The following is a 22,852-nucleotide window of genomic DNA, read 5'->3' as shown; positions in this document are numbered from 1 at the left end:
CGGGCGGCAAACCGATAGTCTGCGGCCATGATCGACCTTCCCACCGGCAACATGATCGCCCAGGCGGCCCATCTCATGGGCGACCCCGCACGCGCCAATATGCTGGCCGCCCTGATCGGCGGCGAAGCGTTGACGGCAGGGGAACTGGCATCTCATGCTGGCATCACGCCGCAGACGGCGAGCGGGCACCTCGCAAAGCTTCTCGATGGACGGCTCGTTACGGCCGAGCGGCAGGGACGCCATCGCTATTTCCGGCTCGCCTCGCCCTCCGTCGCACAAGCGCTGGAAGGCCTGATGGCGCTCTCGCAGATGCCGCTGGCCGCGCCGGTGAAGCGCCACGGCCCACGCGACGAAGCGATGCGCTGGGCACGGACGTGCTACGACCATATGGCCGGCCGCCTCGCTGTCGAGATCACCGCCACGCTGGAGCAGCGGGGGCTCCTTCACCGGTCGGAGGGCGTCGGTGTTCTCTCGGACGAAGGACATCGCTTCTTCTGCGATTTCGGAATCGACCTCGCAACGACCCACCGCCCGAAGCGTCCGGTCTGCCGCATGTGCCTCGACTGGAGCGAGCGCCGGCCGCATATGGCGGGACGGCTCGGCACGGCACTGCTGACGCGAACGATCGAGCTCGGATGGGTGATGCGGACGCCGAACAGCAGGACGCTGAAGATCACCCCCGCCGGTCATCGCGGCTTTGCAGACATGATCGGTCGGGCGCTCACGCCGTCGTAGAGCCTGAAAGGCTTTCAAACCGCCGATCGGGGAAGGTGAGCGTTACCCGGGTGCCCTCGCCCAGCCGCGACTCGATGGTCGCATCTCCGCCGGACTGGCGAACGAAGCCGTAGACGGTTGCAAGACCGAGGCCGGCACTGCCGTTTTTCATGCGCGTCGTGAAATAGGGCTCGAAAGCCTTGTCGATCGCCTCCGATGTCATTCCGACGCCCGCGTCGGAAACGGAAACCACGACGGATGTACCGTCATGGGTGGCCGAGATGGCGATCTCTCCGCCCTTCGGCATGGCTGCGGCCGCGTTCAGGCAGAGGTTGAGCACGGATTGCTCGAAGAGCGAGGGGTCGAGATAGACCGGCGGCAGATCCCCGGCCGTCGACAGCGTGACCCGGCAGGTCTCGCCGACGGCGATTTCGAGAACGTCGATCATGCCGGTCAGCACGGATCCGAGATCAATCGACACGGGAAAGATCTGCTGCTGGCTTGCGACCGACAGCATGCTGGAGGACAGCGCGCGGCCCCGGTCGGCCGCCTTGCGGATGCGGTTCAGATGCCGCCTCTGGCGATCGGTCACGCCGTCCTCGCGCTCCAGAAGGCCGAGACTGCCGGTGACGATGCCGATCATATTGCCGACCTCATGGGCGAGCTGGTGCGTCATGCGCATAATGCCGTCGAGCCTCAGGGACTTGGCGGCCTCGGCCTCCTGCCGGTCGGCCTCGGTCACGTCGCGCGCAAGGAGAACGAAACCGCCATCCATCTGGCGCGAAAGCGACACCTCCACCACCTGCCCGTCTTCCTGGCGCAGGCGGAAGACGAAGGGTTTGCCCGGCCGCTCCGTGTCGTCGAGCGCATCCTGCAAACCCATGGCATCGATATCGGGCAGACCATCAAGGAAACGCTGCAAAGGCAGCTTTCGCGAGGCACCGCCGCGCCCGACAAGCTCGATCACCCGACGGTTCATGGCGATAGGCTTGCCGGCGGCGTCGAACAGGGCGATGCCCTCGTTCATGCTGCGAAAGATCGCGCGGATCGTCTTGGCCGCCGTCTCCGCCTTTCGGCGCATCCGGCTAACGCGATCGACGCTCTCGCGGAAGGCGCTGAAAGCCTGCACCAGCCGGATCAGTTCCGTCTCGTCGCCTCGATAACGCGGCACGGCGATCTGCTTCTGCCCGCCGGCGAGCGCGTTCATGCCGGCCGAGAGATCAACGATTCCGCGGGAGACCCGCATGACGGACCGGATGGCGAGCGCTGCGATGAGCAGCATCAGGAGCGCTGTGACGAAGACGATACTGAGCAGCCTTTGCAGCATCTGCGAGATCGCCTGCACATCGTCGCCGAGCTTCCCCACCACGCTATCGTTCTGCAACTCGACGGCGAGCGACAGTTCGCGCGAAACCGTGTGGAGGCGCGTGATCGCGGCGCGAATGGAAAACATCTCCCGCAAATACCGCGTCTGTGCCGCAAAGATGCGGCGATGGGCATCGAGCGCGGCCTGATCCATGCGCACAGGCGCGGCCTCGGCAATCGACAGCTCCCGGACATAGCGCCTCTGGAGTTCGCCTAGCTGAAACAGGCTGTCGGATGTCGAGGCGGATTGCGCGATGGCGTTGAGGCCTGGCTGCAGGTTGCGAACCGTCGTCATGTCCCGCGTCGCGATCTGGCTGAGCGCCATCGCGGCATCCGATTTGTGCGCCTGCGCCGCCTCGGCATTTTGCAACATGGTAATCGTCTGCTGCTGGATCGTGCCCAGCAGCGCCAGTACCCTTCCATCGGTGGGCGCTGCCGTCCGCTCCGGCCGGGGCTGCATCATGATCATCAGCGCCTCGACCTGGGTCAGCACGGCACGGCTCTCGCTGGAAATGCGATAGGGCGAGGTCGCGTTCATCAGGAAGGGCGCGCTGGAAACGAGGTCGGATACCTGTTTGGAAACGATGGCGGATTTGCCGAGGCTGACGAAGGCCTGCGTGCCATAGGTGGCCATCTCGTTTCGCGCCTTCAGGAGACCGACGATGGCGACCGTGGAAATGCCAAGCACCAGCGCGCCGATGAGCAGGATGGCAGCGGGAAGACGGAATGCAATCGAGGAAAAGAAGGCGCGACGAGTCATTGCTCCGTCTCGCGGCGCAGAACTTCCAGCACGTAGCCGCGGCCCCGGCGCGTCTTGATGTATCGCGGCAGTTCCGGGTTCTGCTCGATCTTGCGGCGCAGCCTCAGAACCAGCACGTCGACATTGCGATCCACGTAGCGGTCCGTGCCACTGCCCAGCCGCTCGAGAATCTGGGATCGGGTGACCGGAAGGTTGGGCGTTTCGGCAAGCAGTTCCAGAAGTGCGAACTCGGCACCCGTCAGCGTCTTGCCCGGCTGCCCATCGCAGACGGCCAGCCTGCGCTTCAGGTCGACCGTCCAATCTCCGAGCTTGAGCGCCGATGCAGCGGGCGCGAGGTCGGCCGCCAGCTCCGGCATGCGCTCGGGCTTCGACATCAGGACCGAGCGGCGCAGCACTGCCTTCATACGGGCGGCAAGCTCGATCGGCTCGAACGGTTTGACGATATAGTCGTCAGCGGCTGTCTCCAGGCCCAGCACGCGCTCGGCCGAGCTGCCGGCCGCCGTCACCATGATGATGCCCACATCCATGCTGCTGCGAATGCGCTGCGCGAATGTTCGCCCCGACGCACCGGGGAGATTGTGATCCAGCAGGATGAGATGCACGATCTCGCGCGACAGGAAGGCCGTCGCCTCCTCGGCCGAACCCGCCACGAACGGCGTCCAGCCCTCCGCCTCCACGAGATCGAACAACATCTCCGCCATATCCGGATCGTCCTCCACGATCAGAATCTTCACCTGCATATCGAAATTCCTCCTGCAGCAGCATAGGCTTCGGGACGGAATGTTCAAATGCTTGCCGATGACGCGATCTGTCACAAATGTAACATTTGAAAGGTTCGCAACCGTCGGAAATATCGGCTGTAACAACGGTAACCACTCCGTCCTTGAAGCGTTCGCTGTATCTGCCATTCTGGCTGCGGAGGTCGGGACATCATTGTTCCCGAGTGGAGGCTTTTGGTGAGGACGTTCATCTGTCTGGCAGCGGCGGCGTGTCTGTCGTTCGGCGTGACCGCACGTGCAGAGCCCATAGCGCGGCTCAACGTGCTGTGCGGTGTGGACGAGGCCTGGTGCGCGGCCATGAAATACGCGGTGATGACACGGTTGCGGATCGACGCGACCGTCACGCGCAAGAGCACCGGCGAGATCCTCGATCAGGTGCGCAATGAGAAGGCCGATCCGCAAACGGATGTCTGGTGGGGCGGCACGGGCGATGCGCAGTTGCAGGCGGCCGACGAAGGCTTGCTGCAATCCTACCAGCCGCAAACGACCACCGCGATGCTGCCTTGGGCCGACAATTTCTTCGATCTCTCGGGCGGGCATTCCGCAGGCATCTATGCCGGAGCGCTCGGCTTTGCCTACAATACCGACCTTTTGAAGCAGAAGGGCCTTAAAGCCCCGGCCTGCTGGAAGGACCTGCTCGATGGAACCTATGCCGGCGCCATCGAGCTTGCCGATCCGAATTCGTCGGGGACGGCCTATACCGCGCTGGCGACGCTGGTTCAGCTCTTCGGGGAAGATGAGGCGTTCAAATATCTCGGCCGGCTCGGCGCCAATATCCGTGCCTATCCGCAGTCGGGTTCGGCCCCGGTCAAGGATGCCGCCCATGGCGAGACGCTGATCGGTATTTCCTTCATCCACGACGCGGTGACGCTGCGGCAGGCGGGCTACCCACTCGAAATCGTCGCGCCCTGCGAAGGCACGGGCTACGAGATCGGCGCCGTCAGCATCGTCAAAGGTGCGAAAAACCTGGAGGCGGCCCGCGCCTTCGTCGATTTTGCGCTGAGTGCCGAGGGACAGGCGACAGGGGCTGCCGCCGGGCAGAACCAGGTGCCGTCCAATGCCGGCGCGTCCCTGCCGCCCGGTGCACCTGACATTTCGATGATCCGGATGGTCGATTACGACTTCGCGACCTTCGGCTCGGCGGACGAGCGCCGCCGGCTTCTGAAACGTTTCGACAGCGAGATCCGCGGGATCCCCTGACCAAATACGAGGGAGAGGAAGCTGCCCTCTCCGGCAAGACCGTCGCCTGCGCGTTTCCGCCGGCGCCGAGGCATCACACACAGGACGGAACACGTCAGCCCGATTGCAGATGCAAATGGGCAAGGCGTCCCCGTGTCGTCCGAAAATACGTTCAACCAAGGAGGAAAGACCATGAAAACCACCACAGCCGCCATTCTATGGATGGCAGGGACCGCGCTGACCGCCACGTCGGCGCAGGCGGCCGGTACGCTCAACCTGATCTGCTCGGCAGACGTTGTCATCTGCGAGCAGATGAAGGGCGACTTCGAGAAGGACCACGACATCAAGGTCAATATGGTGCGCCTGTCGTCGGGCGAAACTTACGCCAAGATCCGCGCGGAGGCGCGCAATCCGAAGACGGATATCTGGTGGGCCGGCACCGGCGATCCCCATATGCAGGCGGCGTCCGACGGACTGACGCAGGAATACAAGTCGCCGCTGCTCGACCAGCTGCAGGATTGGGCGCAGAAGCAGGCCGAAGGCTCCGGCTTCAAGACCGTCGGCGTCTATGCCGGCGCGCTCGGCTGGGGCTACAACACCGAGATCTTCAAGGCGAAGGGCTTTACCGAGCCGAAATGCTGGGCCGATCTTCTCAATCCCGCCTTCAAGGGCGAGATCCAGATCGCCAATCCGAACTCGTCGGGCACCGCCTATACCGCGCTCGCCTCGCTGGTCCAGATCATGGGCGAGGACCAGGCCTACGACTACCTGAAGAAGCTCAACGCCAACATCTCGCAATATACCAAGTCCGGCTCCGCTCCGGTGAAGGCGGCGGCCCGTGGCGAAACGGCCATCGGCATCGTCTTCATGCATGACGCGGTAGCCCAGACGGCGGAAGGCTTCCCGGTTAAGTCGGTCGCACCTTGCGAAGGCACCGGCTACGAGATCGGCTCCATGTCGATCGTCAAGGGCGCGAAGAACCTCGACAATGCGAAGATCTGGTACGACTGGGCACTCTCGCCCGCCGTCCAGTCGCGCATGAAGGACGCCAAGTCCTTCCAGCTGCCGTCCAACAAGTCGGCCGAGATCCCCAAGGAGGCGCCGCGCTTCGAGGACATCAAGCTGATCGACTACGACTTCAAGACCTATGGCGACCCGGCCAAGCGCAAGGAACTGCTGGAGCGCTGGGACCGCGAGATTAGCGCCAACGCGAACTGATACGCGCCTCGTGCCGGCTGGCGGAGGTGTTGGCCGGCGCAAGGCTTTGAAACATGGCATGGCTTGAAGAGGGGATCGGGATGGATACCGGCAAAGACAATCGTAACCGCAGACTGGATATCACGCTCGGTCTTGGCATTCTGGCCTTCCTACTCGTCCCCTGGTACAGGATCGAGGGCGGGTTTCTGGGGCTCGGCTGGTTGTCGGGCTTCCCCGGCGAAGCCTCGGTCTCGCCCGGCCTGTTGCAGATCCTTCTGCACGGCCGCTGGTGGCTCGCCATCGCTGCGCTGATGCTGGTGGTCGCCGGCATTGCCCGCTTCACGCGAGATCCGAAACGACGCGGCGCGCTCCTTGTCCTATCCGGTGCCATCGGCGTGGTGTTCCTAACGCTGCAGGGGCTGGCTATCGGTTATTCCGGCTGGTCCTGGACGATCAGTGAGACTCTGTTCGGGGCGCTGTCCGACGGGCAACCGTCGATGGGCGCCGGCGCCATGCTCTCGGCGCTGGTCTTCGTGCTCCTCTTCTCCTTCGGCCTTGCCGAGCGCGGCGCCATGAAGGGCGATGCCTTCGTCGTCGCTTCCATCGCGCTTCTCGTCTTTCTCGTTGCGATCTTCGTATTCTACCCGGTCGGCAGCATGCTGGTCGGCGCGTTTCAGGATTTCGACGGCTCGCTCAATCCGGACGGCTTCACCCGCAACATTCAGGACCCCGCCATCTGGAGCCTCGGCTGCGTCGTCGGCGGGGAGCGGTGCGGCGTTGCGTGGCGCACGCTGTGGCTGGCGATCATGACGGCCGGCGGCTCCACCATCATGGGGCTGGCCTTTGCGCTGGTCGCCACCCGCACGCGCTTTCCCTTCAAGAAGGGACTGCGCCTCCTCACCGTCCTGCCGATCATCACGCCGCCCTTCGTCATCGGCCTTGCGCTGACGCTGCTCTTCGGCCGCGCCGGCGTCGTTACCGAAGCGCTCTCCAGCCTGTTCGGCATCGAGCCCGGCCGCTGGCTCTACGGGATGACCGGCATCTGGATTGCGCAGGTCCTGTCGTTTACGCCCATCTCCTTCCTCGTGCTCATCGGCGTTGTCGAAGGCGTCAGCCCATCGATGGAAGAGGCATCACAGACGCTGCGCGCCGATCGCTGGCGCACCTTCTGGCGGGTCTCGCTGCCTTTAATGAAGCCGGGCATCGCCAATGCGTTCCTCATCGGCTTCATCGAAAGCATGGCCGATTTCGGCAATCCGCTGGTGCTCGGCGGCAGCCACGGGGTGCTCTCGACCGAGATCTTCTTTGCCGTCGTCGGCTCGCAGAACGATCCCTCGCGCGCCGCGGTGCTCGCCATCATCCTGCTCTGCTTCACGCTCACCGCATTTCTCGCCCAGCGCTATTGGCTGGCCGGCAAGAACTTCGCGACCGTCACCGGCAAAGGCGACAGCGGATCGCACATCGCCCTACCGCGCTCGCTCTCCATCGGCGTGCATGCCCTCGTCGTTCCGTGGATGCTCTTCACCATCGTCATCTACGGCATGATCCTCTTCGGCGGCTTCGTCAAAACCTGGGGGCTCGACAATTCGCTGACGCTCGATCACTACGCCAGAGCCTTTTCGGTCGAGATGCGCGACGGCGTGCTCGCCTGGACCGGCGTCGCGTGGAATTCCTTCTGGACGACCATGGAGATCGCGCTGATCTCGGCACCGCTGACGGCCGCTGTCGGGCTGCTCACGGCCTACATCATCGTCCGTCAGAAATTCGTCGGTCGCAACGTGTTCGAGTTCGCGCTGATGATGAGCTTTGCCATTCCCGGCACGGTCATCGGCATCAGCTACATCATGGCGTTCAACCTGCCGCCGCTTGAGATGACCGGCACCGCGCTGATCCTCATCGCCTGCTTCGTCTTCCGCAACATGCCGGTCGGCGTACGTGGCGGGGTGGCGGCCATGAGCCAGCTCGACAAGAGCCTCGACGAGGCGTCGTTGACGCTGCGCGCCACGAGCTTCCGCACGATGCGCAAGGTCATCCTGCCGCTGCTGCGCCCGGCGATCACGGCAGCACTGGTCTACTCCTTCGTGCGGGCGATCACCTCCATCAGCGCGGTCATCTTCCTCGTCAGCGCCGAATACAACATGGCGACCTCCTACATCGTCGGCCTTGTCGAGAACGGCGAGTATGGCGTGGCGATTGCTTATTCCTCCATGCTGATCGTCGTGATGATCGTCATCATCGCCGGCTTCCAGCTTCTCGTCGGCGAACGCCGGCTGCGCCGTGAAAACCGGGTCGCCGGCCTTCGCTCCGCGCCTTCATCCCTTCTCGGTCAGGAGAAAACAGCATGATCCATTCCCGCGCCGGTTCCGTCGTCTTCCAGCACGTCAAGAAGCAGTTCGGTGCCTTCACCGCCATTCACGACCTGTCCATCACCATCGAGCCCGGCCAGCTCGTGACCCTGCTCGGCCCCTCGGGCTGCGGCAAGACCACGACGCTGCGCATGCTCGCGGGCCTCGAACATCCCACCTCCGGGCAGATCCTCATCGGCGGCAAGGACGTGACGATGCTGCCGGCCAATGAGCGCGACGTGTCGATGGTGTTCCAGTCCTACGCGCTGTTTCCGCATATGAGCTCGCTCGACAACGTGGCCTACGGCCTCGAGTCCTCCGGCATGAAGCGAAAGGACGCGCGCGAGCGGGCGGAAGAGGGCCTGAAGCTCGTCGGCCTTGCCGGCATGGGCGCGCGGCTTCCCGCCGAACTCTCCGGCGGCCAGCAGCAACGCGTGGCCGTCGCCCGGGCGCTGGTGCTGGAGCCGCAGGTGCTTCTGCTCGACGAGCCGCTCTCCAACCTCGACGCGCGCCTGCGCCGGCAGGTGCGCACCGAAATCCGCGAGCTGCAGCAGCGTCTCGGCTTCACCGCCGTCTACGTGACGCATGATCAGGACGAAGCGCTGGCCGTCTCCGACCGCATCATCATCATGAAGGATGGCGTGATCGCACAGGAGGGCTCGCCGCGCGATCTCTACGAGGCCCCCGCTTCGGCCTTCATCGCCGATTTCATGGGCGAGGCCAACGTCGTCGCCTGCGACGTCATCCGCGTCGAAGGGGCGGACGCGACCATTCGCATCGGGGCGCTCGAACATCGCGTGCCCAGCCGCAACGCACGGCCAGGGCCTGCCAAGCTTGCCGTGCGACCGAACTCGATTACGCTGGAGCCGGCGTCAACCGCCGCCTTCCCGGGGCGGATTACCCATGCCGCTTACCTCGGCGACCATGTGGAATATGAGGTGGAGACCGGCACCGGGCGGCTGTTCGTGGTCGATCCCGCGGTGGAACGGGCGCTGCCGCCTGCAACAGATGTCGCTGTCGGCTTCAAAGGACGCGGCATTGCCATTATCAACGACTGAGCCGCTTCGTACACAAGGACTTCACATGACGCATGATCTCGACGCCCGCTTCGCTCTCGCGCAGACGATCGCCCGCAACGCCGGCGCTGTCGCTCTCGACTATTTCAACCGCCGCGAAACACTGGTCATCGAAACCAAGCGCGACGCGCAGGACGTCGTCTCGATCGCCGACCGCGAGGTGGAAAACCTGATTCGCGCCGCGGTGGCCGACGCCCACCCGGATGACGGATTTCTCGGCGAAGAGTACGGCCTTGCCACGGGCGCCTCAGGCTATACCTGGGTGGTCGATCCGATCGACGGCACCAGCCCCTTCGTCAACGGCATGCCGAGCTGGTGCGTTTCCATCGCGGTCCTCTTCAACAGCAAGCCGGTGATCGGCGTGATCTACGCGCCCTGCTTCGATGAGCTCTACGCCGCAGCCACGGGCAAAGGCGCCGTGCTCAACGGCCGGGTGCTGACCCTCGACCCATCACGCACCATCCGCAACGCCGTCACCGGCATCGGCGCCAACAATTACGTCACACCGGCCTTCGTCGGAAAGATGGTGGAAACGCTGATGGAAGCCGGCGGCAATTTCATCCGCAATGGGTCGGGCGCACTGATGCTCGCCTATGTCGCGGCGGGCCGGCTGGTCGGCTATTACGAACCCTACATGCATGCCTGGGATTGCCTTGCAGGCTATTGCCTGGTGACGGAGGCCGGCGGCTGGCACCATCCCTTCCCCGTCGAAGGCGAGCAGCTAACCCGCGGCGCCGCGGTATTGGCCGCGGCTCCCGGCGCCGTGGACGATCTGCGGCGCATTGCCGGGGTCTAGCACCGTCTCAGCCGCGGGCAGCACGCAGAATTATGCGGCCCGCGGACCATGTCCCTTCTCGTCACGCGTCCCGTGCCGACCGCAGCGTATGCGTCCCCAGCATGGCAAGGGCGCCGACAAAGCCAACGGCTGCGAACGCGTAGAAGCCCCACGGGTGGCCCATGCCGAGCGACACGAGCGTTCCCCCGACCAGCGGACCGGCGATAGCACCAAGGCGGCCGACGCCCGCCGACATGCCGAGCGCGGTGGCGCGGATGGCAGGCGGGTGGTTTGCGGCGGTGAAGGCATAGACGAGGACCTGGGCCGAAAAGACGAAGCAACCGGTCATGAACACCAGAGGATACAGCAACCCGACCGGGGTTTTCACCGAGAGGATGGCCAGCAGGACGCCGCCGCAGACGAACCACAACACCGCGGCCCGCTTCAGGCCGATTGCGTCGCCGACGCGCCCGGCGACGATCAGACCGACGACGGCACCCGCATTGAGAAGTAGAAGCAGCCAAAGCCCGCGCTCAAGCCCGTAGTCGGCGGCGACCATCATCGCCGGAAGCCAGGTGTTCAGCGCGTAGACCAGAAGAAGTCCCATGAAGGACGTCACCCAGATGGCGATGCTGTTGCGCAGGATCGGCGGGCGAAGAAGGGTGGCGATCGACGGCCGCTCCTTCGGCTGACCGGCCACCGGCGCGTCGATATTGAGACCGAAGGCATCGCCAATCTGGCGGGCCTCTTCGGTTCGACCCTTGGCGAGCAGGAAAGCCGGAGATTCCGGCAGGTAACGGATCATCAGCGGGACGAGCACGAAACCGGGAACGGCGCCTGCGAAGAACATGGCGCGCCAGCCGAGCGATGGCAGAAGCAATAGACCGAGAAGGGCCGTCGAAACGGCCCCGACGTGATAGCCGGTCATGACCGTGGTCGAGGCCTTGCCGGCCTTGCCGCGTGAAAACTCGGTGACCATGGCAATGGCTGTCGGTAAGCAGCCGCCCAGCCCGAAGCCAGCAAGGAAACGGAAGATACCGAGCTGCCACCAGTTCTGCGCCAGGCCACAGGCGAGCGTCAGCAGCGAGAAGGCGGCAACCGCCCAGATCATCACCTTGCGGCGGCCGAGGCTGTCTGTCGCGATACCGATCGACAACGCCCCGAGCGTCATGCCGACAAGGCTGATGGTCGATACGAAGGTCGCTTCCGGCGCCGTCATCCACGGCGTTTCACCGCCCGTCAACGTCGGGATCAAAGCTCCCAGTACCACGAGATCGAAACCGTCCAGCACCACAGCGGCCCAACAGAGTGTCGCGACCCATCCGACCGCGACGCCGCTCTTTCCGATTGTCATTTTCTCTCCTTCCCAAGCCTATATCGACGGGAGAGAAGCACGTCGCTCTGCCGTTTCCCCCGCGGGCAGAAACAGGGAGCGTCAAGCATTGCGGCTTACTCTCTCGTCCTGACAACGGACCGTGGCCTTTCCCATCTGCGGAAAATTCACACGTCCGCCCTCCGGCTCCGATACTGCAGGGATCCTCCGGTTCGGTAAAATGAGTTTTTCTCGCGGATTGATAACCCGCGAGTTATGGTCGCTCCGGAAAGTGTGGCAGGTCCGGCGGAGATATCCTGCTCAGAGTTACGCCAGCCCTTCTGCGGCGACGGCGCCCGTCAGGCGGTCGAGTGTGCGCCCCATGCGGGTCATGATCTCGGTGATATCCTCGGGCGTCACGATCAAGGGCGGGCAAAGTGCCAGCTGATCGCCGATCGCCCGGAAGATCAATCCCTCTTCATGGCCGATGGTGGAGGCCAGGGCGCCGGCACGGCCGAGCTTGTCGAACGGCTTGCGCGTCGCCTTGTCGGCGACCAGTTCGACGGCGCCGATAAGGCCGGCACCTCGCGCTTCGCCCACCAGCGGATGATCCGCAAAGGCCTGGAGTCCCGCCTGGAACTGTGCCTCAAGACGGGCGGCATTGCCCATCAGGTCACGCTCCTCGATGATCGCGAGGTTTTCGAGCGCGACGGCGGTTGCCACCGGGTGACCGGAGGCGGTGTAGCCGTGGCCGAACATGCCGATCTTCTCCGAGTTGTCGGCGATCGCCTGGTAGATCGGGTCCGAAAACAAGACCGCGGCCAGCGGCATGTAGGACGACGTGATCTGCTTCGACAGCGTCATGATGTCGGGCGTGAAGCCATATTTCTGGCAACCGAACGGCGTCCCCAGACGCCCGAAGCCGCAGATGACTTCGTCGGAAACAATCAGGATGTCATGGGCGCGGCAGATCCGCTCCACACCTTCCCAGTATCCGACCGGCGGCGGCATCACGCCGCCTGCCGCCATCAGCGGCTCACCGATAAAGGCGGCGATTGTGTCGGCGCCTTCGGTTGCGATGACCGTCTCGAGTTCGGCGAGCAGCCGTGCCGTGAAGGCCGCCTCGTCTTCGCCGGGCGCCCCGAAGCGGTAGAAATGCGGGCACGTCAGATGATGCACGGGGATGGCCGGCAGGTCGAAATCGCGGTGGTTGGTGGGCAGGCCGGTCAGGCTGCCGGACGCAACCGTGATGCCGTGATAGCCCTTGATACGGGACAGAAACTTCTTCTTGTTCGGGCGGCCGAGCGCATTGTTCATGTACCACACCATCTTGACGATCGTGTCGTTGGCTTCCGAACCCGACGAGGTGAAGAAAGCGCGGGAGATGTTCGGCGGCGTCATCTCGACCAGCTTTTCGGCAAGCCGGATCGAAGGCTCGTGCGATTTCGACGAGAACGTATGATAATAGGGCAGCTTCAGCATCTGCCGGTGAGCAGCCTCGGCGAGCCGGGGCTCGGAAAAGCCGACGGCGACGGACCACAGACCAGCCAGCCCCTCGATATATTCCTTGCCGGTATTGTCGTAGACCCGGATGCCCTCGCCGCGATCGATCACCAGCGGCCCGGTGCGTTCATGCTGGCGCATGTTCGTATTGGGGTGCAGCACATTGGCGATATCGGCGTCGGCAAGGGAATTTGAGAGAGGCGTCATGAAGGGTCTCGCGGAGGGGGATAAGGGAAGACGTCGTCGCGACAGGCCGTGTCAGGAACCGAGCGTATTGCTGCGCCCGTCGGCAATGACATGGTCCATCGCACAGTCGGACATGGAGGGAGCGCTTCGCAGCGAAACAACCCGTTCCGCTGATCGGTCCTGTGCCTGGCTGAGCATGGGCGACGACCTCGGGAATAGCAAGACCGGTTCCTGGCCGGCCTGCGATTTCCACGCGTCCTTCACGAAGAGCGAGGTCGTGCGGCGCCCTGGCTTGCCGACTTCGGCGATCGCTTGCAGGCGTACTGCAGCCTGATCGAATTCTTCAGGCCGCGCTTTCGACCCTAGCCTCGCTCACATCGTGAGCGTTCGTCCTGAGGAAGACGAAGACCACGAGGGCGGTCAGAAGGGTGATGGCGGTCAGCAGGAGGAGGAGGTTGCTGAAGGCATTCGAGTAGAGCGACGTCAGCACTGCCCGATCGATTCCCTGCAAGGCATTCCCGGCCGCGCCGAGATCTCCGGCGGCAAGCCTTTGGGCGCTCGTCGCAATGGTCGAAGGTATGGCGCTTCCCTTCAATCCGTCGGCAACCAGCATCGACAGGATCGCGCTGACGACCGCGAGCGCAACGCCTTCGCCGGCGACCCTCGTGGTGCTGAAAATGCCTGTCGCCATTCCTGCGCGCTCCTTGGGCACAACGCTGACCGCAAGGCCATCCATCAGCCCCCAGGGAAAGCTGATGCCCGTACCGATCACCAGCATGGGCAAAGCGAGTGCAAGAACCGGAGCACCGACCGGGATCTGCGACAGCCAGAGCAGACCGGCGGCCGAGATCAGCAAACCCGCCCCGCAAATCGTGGCAGGGCGGAGCCAGCGCGTCAGAAGTCCGGCCACGATCGGCAGGATCAGCAGCGGCGCCGAAAGCGCGATCATCAAGGTCCCCGCCGCCGCCTCGCCCATACCCTCTACGCCGATGAAGCGCCCGGGAAGCAAGACCAGCAAGACGACGAAGCCATAGGCCGGAGCCGCCGCAAGCAGCTGAACGCCAACGAAACGGGGATAGGCGAACAAGGAGAGGTCCAGCATAGGCCGGGAGACCGCGCGTTCAGTGACCACGAACGCGAGGAGGAAGACGAGTGCGCCTGCCAGCAATCCCAAGACCATGCCGTCGCTCCAGCCACGCTCGGGCGCCAGCAAAATGCCGTAGGTGAAGAGGCCGAGCGCCGCGGTGAAGGTCAGCGCTCCGCCCCAGTCGAGCCCGCGAGACGCCGGATCCCGGCTCTCCTTCAATGCGTACCAGCCGAAGATGAAGGCGAGAACGGCAAAGACGACCACCGCCAGGAAGATACTGCGCCAGCCGAGTGCCTCGATCATCAGGCCCGAGGCCACCGGGCCGAGCGACAGGCCGACGCCGAAGCTGGTGCCGACGATGCTGAAGGCGCGAAGCCGCGCCGGCCCCTCGAACGCCTGCGCCAGGGCGGCCATGCCGCCCGAAAACGCTGCAGCCGCTGCAAACCCTTGGGCCGCGCGCAAGAGATCGAACACCAGAATATCTGTGGCAAAAACGAGCGCGAACGAGACCACTGCGAAGGATCCGACACCCGCCAGGAAGATCCGCTTGCGGCCATAGCTGTCCGCCAAGGCGCCCGCTGCCATCAGGGTCGATCCGAAGGTGAGCATGAAGGCGTTCGTCACCCAGGCGATGGCGACCGGACTGCCGCCCAGCGCCCGCCCGATGGAGGGCAACGCCACCGCCGTGCCCGTGAACGTGAGGGGCATGGCAGCAGCGGCAAGGCAGACGGCCAGCAAAGCCAGCCATGTTCGAGGTCCGTCAGACGCGCGGGATGAGGATGACATGCGTGTTTCCCTGAAGCTGGAGAATGGTGCGCCAACACGCGCCCTCTTTGCGCTTCAGTATATTTATGATTGAGTATTCGAAAATGGCGTCATTCTTCCGGATATAACGGATCAAAACGCTCGAATGGCACTATAAAGGAGCAGAAGACATGGACCGTTTGACCGGCCTCGGGGCCTTCGTCCGCACCGCCGATCTCGGCAGCTTCGTTGCCGCCGGACGTGTTCTCGGTCTATCCCCGTCTGCTGTCGGAAAGGCTGTTACACGGCTGGAAAGTCAGTTGGGCGTCCGGCTCTTTCAGCGTTCGACCCGCAGCCTGCGGCTGACGGAAGAAGGGCGCGCGTTTCACGAACGATGCCGCCACATCCTCGACGATCTCGACGACGCGCAGGAAACGCTGCTGCGAACCCGGGAAACTCCACGTGGGCGGGTCAAGGTCAGCGCGCCCATCGTCGCCTACCACCTGCTCCTGCCGGTGCTTTCCGAGTTTCTGTCGCTCTATCCGGAGATCGAACTCGATCTGGACTTCACCGACCGCATCGTGGATCTCATCGACGAAGGCGTTGATGTCGCTATCCGAAGTGGGCAATTGCCCGACAGCCGCATCATGGTCCGCATGCTTCGGCCGTTCCGGATGCTCCTCTGCGCGTCACCCGCCTATCTGGAGAAATGCGGAACGCCGGCCTGCCCGCGCGACCTGTCCACCCATGTCGGGATCGGCTTCCGCTATCCCAATAGCGGCAAGATTCAGGACTGGCCCTTGATGCGTCCGGCGGGCGAGCCCGATGTCAGGATCCGTCACGTCCTGACATGCAACAATATGGAGGCATTGCGCGGCGCCGTGCTGCGCGGACTCGGCATCGGCTGCATGCCGGATTTTCTCGCCGCCGCCTCACTCAGGAACGGAGAGCTTACGCCGCTGCTGCTGGATCACCTCGATGCTCCCGGCCAGTTCAACCTGATCTGGCCTTCGAGCCGGCATCTTTCCCCGAAAGTGCGGGTCATCGTCGATTTCATCAGCAAGAGGTTGTTTTCCAGCGAATGTCAGCTTCTCCCGACACTGTCAGATTCTTAAGGCTTCGAGACTTCCGAAGAATCACCGCTTAGCCGCGAATCAGTCTGCGCGCAGGTTCTGTCCGAACCTGTCACCTGACAAGGAAAGCGAGCGTCACGCAGCGGGGCGATTCGTCAAGCAGCGGGCAACGCAGTCCTTCCAGCCGTCGATGCCGGCCTGGCGCGCACCATCGCTCTCTTCCGGCTCGAACCGGCGGTCGCATTGCCAGGCTTCGGCAAAACCGGCCTGATCGGGCCAGAGGCCGGCGCGCGAGCCGGCGAGCCATGCCGCACCGAGAACGGTGGTTTCCAAGACAACGGGACGATCGACGGGTGCTGCGAGGATGTCGGCGAGGCGCTGCATCGTCCAGTCGGAGGCGACCATGCCGCCATCGACCCGCAAGACCGTCCGCTCGCGCTTGTCGCCCCAGTCCTTCTTCATCGCTTCCAGAAGGTCGTGCGTCTGGTAGGCCACGCTTTCCAACGCCGCACGCGCGAATTCGGCAGGGCCGGTGGCTCGCGTCAGACCGAAGACGGCGCCGCGCGCATCGGGGTCCCAGTGCGGCGCGCCGAGGCCGGTGAAGGCCGGTACGAGGTAAACATGCTGGTTCGGGTCCGCCGTCTTTGCCAGTTCCTCGGCTTCGGACGACTTGGAGATGAAGCCCATTTCGTCGCGCAGCCATTGCACGGCGGCGCCGGCGATGAAGATCGAGCCTTCCAGCGCATAGGTCGTCTTGCCGTCGAGACGGTAGGCGATCGTGGTCAGCAGGCGGTTGGAGGAGACGACGCGGTCCTCGCCCGTGTTGAGAAGCGCAAAGCAGCCCGTTCCATAGGTCGATTTCAGCATGCCGGGCGCAAAGCAGGCATTGCCGATGACGGCAGCCTGCTGATCGCCGGCCACGCCGAGGATCGGGATTTCCGCACCGAAGATGGCGGGATCGGTCACGCCGAAATCGGCCGCGCAATCCTTCACCTCCGGCAGCATCGCGCGGGGAACGGACAGGATGTCGAGAAGCTCGTCGTCGAAACGGTTCTCGGAAATATCGTAGAGCAGCGTGCGCGAGGCGTTGGTTGCGTCGGTCACATGTACGCGCCCGCCGGTCAGCTTGTAGATGAGCCAGCTGTCGATGGTCCCGAAGCAGACCTCGCCCTTCTCGGCGCGCGCGCGCAGGCCGTCCACCGTGTCGAGCAGCCAGGCGAGCTTCGTGCCGGAAAAGTAGGGATCGATCAGGAGGCCGGTCTTCTCGGTGAACAACGGCTCCAGCCCGCGCGCCTTCAGCTCGTCGCAAAACCGCGCCGTGCGCCGGTCCTGCCAGACGATGGCACGGTGAACGGGCTCGCCTGTCTCACGATCCCAAACGACGATCGTCTCACGCTGGTTGGTGATGCCGATCGCCGCGATATCGGTGGCCGCGATGCCGGCCTTCTCGATCGCCTTGCGGCTGGTGGAGAGCACACTCTCCCAGATCTCCTCGGCATCATGCTCGACCCAGCCGGAATCGGGGAAGAATTGCTGGAATTCCTGGCCCGCAACGCCGGCAATGGCCATGTTCGCGTCGAAGATCATCGTTCGGGTGGATGTCGTTCCCTGATCGATCGCCAGAATGTAACCGCTCATTCGTCCTCGTCTCCCATCGACCCAGCCCACGCCACCCCGGCGCACGCGATGCCTCGTCATTCCGCTCGCGGTCCCGGCACTGTCACGTCGGGGGCATGCGGCGTCAATAAAAGGCCGGGGCACGTGTCGCGCCCCGGCCGTTGTCTAGCGGGTCAGGCTTACTTCTGCCAGCTCTTGACGAGTTCGTCGTAGTTGACCGTCAGAGGCTTTTCTTTCTCGTTCTCGATCTTCAGCTGCGGCGCGATGTTGCCCTTTTCGGCTGCATCCTTGCTCCAGTATTCGATATCGTGTTCCTCAGCGAGGTTCGGACCGATATCGCCCTGGACGCCGGCACGCTGCAGGCGCTGGAGAACCTTTTCCTGCTCGGCGCAGAGCGAGTCCATCGCTTCCTGTGGCGTCTTGCTGCCGGCGGCGGCATCGCCGATCGCCTGCCACCAAAGCTGTGCCAGCTTCGGGTAGTCGGGAACGTTGGTACCGGTCGGCGACCATTGCACGCGAGCCGGCGAACGGTAGAATTCGACGAGACCGCCGAGTTCGGGCGCACGCTTGGTGAAGCTCTTGTCCTGGATGGTCGATTCGCGGATGAAGGTCAGGCCGACATGGCTCTTCTTCACGTCCACGGTCTTCGAGGTCACGAACTGTGCATAGAGCCAGGCGGCCTGCGCGTTCTTTTCAGGCGTGGACTTCATCAGCGTCCAGGAACCGACGTCCTGATAGCCGAGCTTCATGCCGTCCTTCCAGTAGACGCCATGCGGCGACGGTGCCATGCGCCATTTCGGGGTGCCGTCCTCGTTGACAACCGGCAGGCCCTTCTTGACGGCATCGGCGGTGAAGGCCGTGTACCAGAAGATCTGCTGGGCGACGTTGCCCTGTGCGGGAACCGGGCCAGCTTCGCCGAAGGTCATGCCCTGCGCTTCCGGCGGAGCATAGGCCTTCAACCAATCGAGGTACTTGGCGATCGAGTAGACGGCAGCCGGGCCGTTGGTGTCGCCGCCGCGTGCAACGCAGGAGCCGACCGGCTGGGACTTCTCGTTGACCTTGATGCCCCATTCATCGACGGGCAGACCGTTGGGCAGGCCCTTGTCGCCGTTGCCGGCCATCGACAGCCAGGCATCGGTGAAGCGCCAGCCGAGCGACGGGTCCTTCTTGCCGTAGTCCATGTGACCATAGACCTTCTTGCCGTCGATCTCGCGGCCGGTGAAGAACTCGGCGATATCCTCGTAGGCAGACCAGTTGACGGGAACGCCGAGGTCGTAGCCGTACTTCGCCTTGAAGTCGGCCTTGTTCTTCTCGTCGTTGAACCAGTCGTACCGGAACCAGTAGAGGTTGGCGAACTGCTGGGTCGGAAGCTGGTAGAGCTTCTTGTCCGGCGCGGTGGTGAAGGACGTGCCGATGAAGTCCTTGATGTCGAGCGTCGGGGACGTCACGTCCTTGCCTTCGCCGGCCATCCAGTCGGTCAGGTTGCGCACCTGCTGATAGCGCCAATGTGTGCCGATGAGGTCCGAGTCGTTGACATAGGCGTCATAGATGTTCTCGCCGGACTGCATCTGCGTCTGCAGCTTCTCAACGACATCGCCTTCGCCGATGAGGTCGTGCGTGACCTTGATGCCGGTGATGTCGGTAAAGGCTTTGGCCAGAACCTTGGACTCATATTCGTGCGTGGTGAGCGTCTCGGAAACGACCTTGATCTCCATGCCGGCAAAAGGCTTTGCCGCATCGATATACCACTGCATTTCCTTTTCCTGGTCGGCGCGGGTCAGCGTCGAAAGGTCGCCGATTTCCTTGTCCAGGAATGTCTTTGCCTCGTCCATGCCGGCAAATGCCGACCCGGTAAAGGCGAGCAGCATGGCTGCCGTCGATGTTAGAAGATGCCGTCGCATGAGTAGTCCTCCTCTTAAGGTTTCTGCGATTGCTGTCACGGGCGCCAGGACCCTCCCCCAGCAAAACCCGTGTCGTTCAGATGCCTCAGACCAGCTTGAAGACGCCGATGGCGTAGACAACGGACAGGGCAAGAGCCCACCACACGTTGGGACCGACAAGCCCCAGCCATGCAAGGTGAATGAAGGCGCTGCCGAGCAGCGACACGAAGAGGCGGTCTCCCCGTGTCGTCTCGAAGCGCAGGATGCCGACGCGCGGATTGCCGCCGGGCGAAAGGAATTCCCAGATCCCCATGCCGACCAGCAGCGTCAGGATCGTCACGAAGAACAGGACCGTCGGCAGCGTCCACGCCATCCAGGAGAAGTTCATGTCGGTCTCCTTACACGCGGCCGAGGGCAAAGCCCTTGGCGATGTAGTTGCGGACGAAATAGATGACGATGGCGCCGGGGATGATGGTGAGCACGCCGGCCGCAGCCAGCACACCCCAGTCCATGCCCGATGCCGAGACGGTGCGCGTCATGATCGCGGCAATCGGCTTCGCATCCGTCGTGGTCAGCGTCCGGGCGATCAGAAGCTCGACCCAGGAGAACATGAAGCAGAAGAAGGCGGCGACGCCGATGCCGGATGCGATCAGGGGAATGTAGATCTTCACGAAGAAGCGCGGGAAGGAATAGCCGTCGATATAGGCGGTCTCGTCGATCTCCTTCGGCACGCCGGACATGAAGCCTTCGAGGATCCAGACGGCCAGCGGCACGTTGAACAGGCAGTGTGCAAGCGCCACGGCGATGTGCGTGTCGATCAGGCCAAAGGCCGAATAGAGCTGGAAGAACGGCAACGCGAAGACGGCAGGCGGGGCCATGCGGTTGGTAAGCAACCAGAAGAACAGGTGCTTGTCGCCGAGAAACCGGTAGCGCGAGAAGGCGTAGGCTGCGGGAAGCGCCGCCAGCACCGAGATCACCGTGTTCATCACCACATAGATGATCGAGTTGATGTAGCCCTTGTACCAGGACGGATCTGTGAAAATTACCGCATAGTTCCGCAATGTCGGTTCATGCGGATAGAGCGAGAAGGTGCTGGTGATCTCCATGTTCGTCTTGAAGCTCATATTGACGAGCCAGTAGATCGGCAGGAGCAGGAAGACGATGTAAAGCGTGGGCACCAGCCAGGACAGGCTAATACCTGTCGATGGGGCCGATGCGCGACTGACCGTCGTCGATGTCGGCGTGTTGATGGCCGGATTGGTCATTGTTGTGGTCATGGTTTCTCCTCCCTCCCCGGATCAGTTCTGAGCGTCGCTGGTGGTCATCACGGTGTAGAAGATCCATGAGAGCAGCAGGATGATGAGGAAGTAGATGAGCGAAAGGGCGGCGGCCGGACCGAGGTCGAACTGGCCAATGGCGGTCTTGACGAGGTCGATCGACAGGAAGGTCGTGGAGTTGCCGGGGCCGCCGCCGGTGATGACGAAAGGCTCCGTATAGATCATGAAGCTGTCCATGAAGCGCAGCAGAAAGGCGATCAGCAGCACGCGCTTCATTTTCGGCAACTGGATGTAGCGGAACACGGACCAGCGCGATGCGCCGTCGATCTTCGCAGCCTGATAGTAAGCGTCTGGAATGGAGACGAGACCGGCATAGCAGAGCAGCACGACGAGGCTCGTCCAGTGCCAGACGTCCATGACGATCAGCGTGATCCAGGCATCGAAGACGTTGTTGACGTAGTTGTAGGGAATGCCGAGCGCTGCGAGCGTATAGCCCAGCAGGCCGATATCGACGCGTCCGAAGACCTGCCAGATCGTGCCGACGACGTTCCACGGAATGAGCAGCGGCAGCGACATCAGGATGAGGCAGACCGGCACACCGAAACCTTTCTTCGGCATGTTCAGCGCGATCAGGATGCCGAGCGGAATCTCGATCGAGAGAATGATGACCGAGAACAGCAGATTGCGCTGCAGCGCATCCCAGAAGCGCGACGAATGCAGTACCTGGATGAACCAGTCGGTGCCGGCCCAGAAGAACTCGTTGTTTCCGAACGTATCCTGCACGGAATAATTGACGACGGTCATCAAGGGGATGACAGCGGAGAAGGCGACCAGCACCAGCACCGGCAACACCATGAACCAGGCCTTGTTATTCCAAGTCTTTTCCATGGCTCAAGCCCTCACATTGGCGGTGGACGGATCGGAGACCCGCCAGCTGTCGGCATAGATGTTGACGGCTGCGGGATCGAAGGTGATGCGCGGCTCGGACGGGATCTCGCCATTTTCGCCAAGCACGATCGCCATCGGCCGGTCGGCGAACAGCGCACGCACGATCTTGTGGCGACCGATATCCTCGACCTTGGAGATCGTCACCGGCATGCCCTCGCGGCCGAGCCGCACGAACTCCGGACGGATGCCGAGCTCGACCTTGGCGCCGCTGGCGATCTCGGGCTTGAAGCCGAGTGCCACTTGTCCGCCACCGAGATCGGCGGTCGTCCCGTCGATGCGGGCGGGGATGACGTTCATGCCCGGCGAGCCGATGAAATAGCCGACAAAGGTGTGCTTCGGCTTTTCGAACAGCTCGGCAGGCGTGCCGATCTGCACGATCTCGCCGTCATACATCACCACCACCTTGTCGGCGAAGGTCAGCGCTTCGGTCTGGTCGTGCGTGACATAGACCATGGTGAAACCGAACTGCTTGTGCAGCCGCTTCAGCTGCGAGCGCAGCACCCACTTCATGTGCGGATCGATGACGGTCAGCGGCTCGTCGAACAGGATGGCGCTGACATCGTTGCGCACGAGGCCGCGGCCGAGCGAGATCTTCTGCTTCTGGTCGGCCGTCAGACCGCGCGCGGTCTTCTTGGCCCACGAGGACAGATCGATTATCTCAAGGATTTCCTTGACGCGACGATCGACCTCGGCTTCCGGAACGCGGCGATTGCGCAAGGGGAAGGCGATGTTGTCGTAGACGGTCATCGTGTCGTAGATCACCGGAAACTGGAACACCTGCGCAATGTTACGGTCCTGCGTCGGCAGATTGGTGACGTCCCGCCCGTCGAACAGGATGCGGCCTTCAGACGGCGTAACCAGGCCGGAGATGATGTTGAGCAGGGTGGTCTTGCCGCAGCCGGAGGGCCCGAGCAGCGCATAGGCGCCGCCATCGTCCCAATCGTGATGGACTTCCTTCAGCGAGTAATCGGACGGCGATTTCGGGTTCGGGCCGTAGGCGTGGCGGATATGGTCGAGGCTGATGCGGGCCATGTC

18 protein-coding genes are annotated in these 22,852 nt (G+C 63.4%); 7 read left to right on the top strand and 11 right to left on the bottom strand.

Annotated features, from left to right (window positions below):
* Positions 1-27: 27 nt before the first annotated feature.
* Complete coding sequence (locus tag C8J33_RS17050) at positions 28-735, top strand: ArsR/SmtB family transcription factor (RefSeq protein ID WP_110801292.1); 708 nt, start codon at positions 28-30, stop codon at positions 733-735.
* On the opposite strand, the gene C8J33_RS17045 is transcribed toward C8J33_RS17050, so the two are convergent.
* Positions 722-2,839, bottom strand: coding sequence for an ATP-binding protein (locus C8J33_RS17045; protein ID WP_132664968.1), 2,118 nt, complete (start codon positions 2,837-2,839; stop codon positions 722-724). The two genes, C8J33_RS17050 and C8J33_RS17045, sit on opposite strands and share 14 nt — an antisense overlap.
* Positions 2,836-3,579, bottom strand: a complete 744-nt coding sequence (locus tag C8J33_RS17040; RefSeq protein WP_110801294.1) for a response regulator transcription factor — start codon at positions 3,577-3,579, stop codon at positions 2,836-2,838. Before C8J33_RS17040 ends, C8J33_RS17045 begins: the two co-directional genes overlap by 4 nt.
* 216 nt (positions 3,580-3,795) lie before the next feature.
* Here C8J33_RS17040 and C8J33_RS17035 point away from each other — a divergent pair, with 216 nt between their 5' ends.
* The 5 genes from C8J33_RS17035 (at position 3,796) to C8J33_RS17015 (ending at position 10,211) form a co-directional block, all read left to right on the top strand.
* A complete protein-coding gene (locus tag C8J33_RS17035; RefSeq protein WP_422038480.1) occupies positions 3,796-4,818 on the top strand; it encodes an ABC transporter substrate-binding protein in 1,023 nt (340 codons plus the stop codon).
* A gap of 171 nt (positions 4,819-4,989) precedes the next feature.
* Complete coding sequence (locus C8J33_RS17030) at positions 4,990-6,015, top strand: ABC transporter substrate-binding protein (protein WP_110801296.1); 1,026 nt, start codon at positions 4,990-4,992, stop codon at positions 6,013-6,015.
* A gap of 80 nt (positions 6,016-6,095) precedes the next feature.
* Entirely contained in the window at positions 6,096-8,339 is a 2,244-nt protein-coding gene (locus C8J33_RS17025) for an ABC transporter permease (RefSeq protein ID WP_110801297.1), read from the top strand.
* Positions 8,336-9,397, top strand: a complete 1,062-nt coding sequence (locus tag C8J33_RS17020; protein ID WP_110801298.1) for an ABC transporter ATP-binding protein — start codon at positions 8,336-8,338, stop codon at positions 9,395-9,397. The genes C8J33_RS17025 and C8J33_RS17020 overlap by 4 nt, the downstream gene beginning before the upstream one ends.
* A gap of 25 nt (positions 9,398-9,422) precedes the next feature.
* A complete protein-coding gene (locus C8J33_RS17015; protein ID WP_110801299.1) occupies positions 9,423-10,211 on the top strand; it encodes an inositol monophosphatase family protein in 789 nt (262 codons plus the stop codon).
* Positions 10,212-10,272: 61 nt separating this feature from the next.
* Here C8J33_RS17015 and C8J33_RS17010 read toward each other — a convergent pair whose 3' ends face one another.
* The 3 genes from C8J33_RS17010 to C8J33_RS17000 all read right to left on the bottom strand — a co-directional run bounded on the left by C8J33_RS17010 (position 10,273) and on the right by C8J33_RS17000 (position 15,064).
* Positions 10,273-11,544, bottom strand: coding sequence for an MFS transporter (locus C8J33_RS17010; protein ID WP_132664967.1), 1,272 nt, complete (start codon positions 11,542-11,544; stop codon positions 10,273-10,275).
* A 285-nt stretch (positions 11,545-11,829) separates the two neighbouring features.
* Positions 11,830-13,212: an aspartate aminotransferase family protein gene (locus tag C8J33_RS17005; RefSeq protein ID WP_132664966.1), complete on the bottom strand. Its 1,383-nt coding sequence runs from the start codon at positions 13,210-13,212 to the stop codon at positions 11,830-11,832.
* 322 nt (positions 13,213-13,534) lie between these two features.
* Positions 13,535-15,064, bottom strand: a complete 1,530-nt coding sequence (locus C8J33_RS17000; RefSeq protein ID WP_110801303.1) for an MFS transporter — start codon at positions 15,062-15,064, stop codon at positions 13,535-13,537.
* A 149-nt stretch (positions 15,065-15,213) separates the two neighbouring features.
* Here C8J33_RS17000 and C8J33_RS16995 point away from each other — a divergent pair, with 149 nt between their 5' ends.
* The gene (locus tag C8J33_RS16995; RefSeq protein WP_110801304.1) at positions 15,214-16,137 is read left to right on the top strand and encodes a LysR substrate-binding domain-containing protein; all 924 of its coding nucleotides are present in this window, start codon (positions 15,214-15,216) and stop codon (positions 16,135-16,137) included.
* Positions 16,138-16,230: 93 nt separating this feature from the next.
* Here C8J33_RS16995 and glpK read toward each other — a convergent pair whose 3' ends face one another.
* The 6 genes from glpK to C8J33_RS16965 all read right to left on the bottom strand — a co-directional run bounded on the left by glpK (position 16,231) and on the right by C8J33_RS16965 (position 22,849).
* Positions 16,231-17,733, bottom strand: a complete 1,503-nt coding sequence (gene glpK / locus C8J33_RS16990; protein WP_110801305.1) for a glycerol kinase GlpK — start codon at positions 17,731-17,733, stop codon at positions 16,231-16,233.
* A 158-nt stretch (positions 17,734-17,891) separates the two neighbouring features.
* Positions 17,892-19,613: an extracellular solute-binding protein gene (locus tag C8J33_RS16985; RefSeq protein ID WP_110801306.1), complete on the bottom strand. Its 1,722-nt coding sequence runs from the start codon at positions 19,611-19,613 to the stop codon at positions 17,892-17,894.
* A gap of 85 nt (positions 19,614-19,698) precedes the next feature.
* Positions 19,699-19,980, bottom strand: coding sequence for a DUF2160 domain-containing protein (locus tag C8J33_RS16980; protein WP_110728803.1), 282 nt, complete (start codon positions 19,978-19,980; stop codon positions 19,699-19,701).
* Positions 19,981-19,990: 10 nt separating this feature from the next.
* Positions 19,991-20,869: a carbohydrate ABC transporter permease gene (locus C8J33_RS16975; protein ID WP_245420112.1), complete on the bottom strand. Its 879-nt coding sequence runs from the start codon at positions 20,867-20,869 to the stop codon at positions 19,991-19,993.
* Between the two features lie 21 nt (positions 20,870-20,890).
* Positions 20,891-21,757 (bottom strand): carbohydrate ABC transporter permease, encoded by an 867-nt coding sequence (locus tag C8J33_RS16970; RefSeq protein WP_110728802.1) that lies wholly within the window; start codon positions 21,755-21,757, stop codon positions 20,891-20,893.
* Between the two features lie 3 nt (positions 21,758-21,760).
* Positions 21,761-22,849, bottom strand: coding sequence for an ABC transporter ATP-binding protein (locus tag C8J33_RS16965; RefSeq protein ID WP_110801307.1), 1,089 nt, complete (start codon positions 22,847-22,849; stop codon positions 21,761-21,763).
* Positions 22,850-22,852 lie beyond the last annotated feature (3 nt).

The sequence above is a fragment of the Rhizobium sp. PP-CC-3G-465 genome (assembly GCF_004343445.1).
GTDB classification, from domain to species: domain Bacteria; phylum Pseudomonadota; class Alphaproteobacteria; order Rhizobiales; family Rhizobiaceae; genus Ferranicluibacter; species Ferranicluibacter rubi.
The sequence above is the reverse complement of the archived record's forward strand: the minus strand, read 5'-3'. Positions and strand labels throughout refer to the sequence as shown.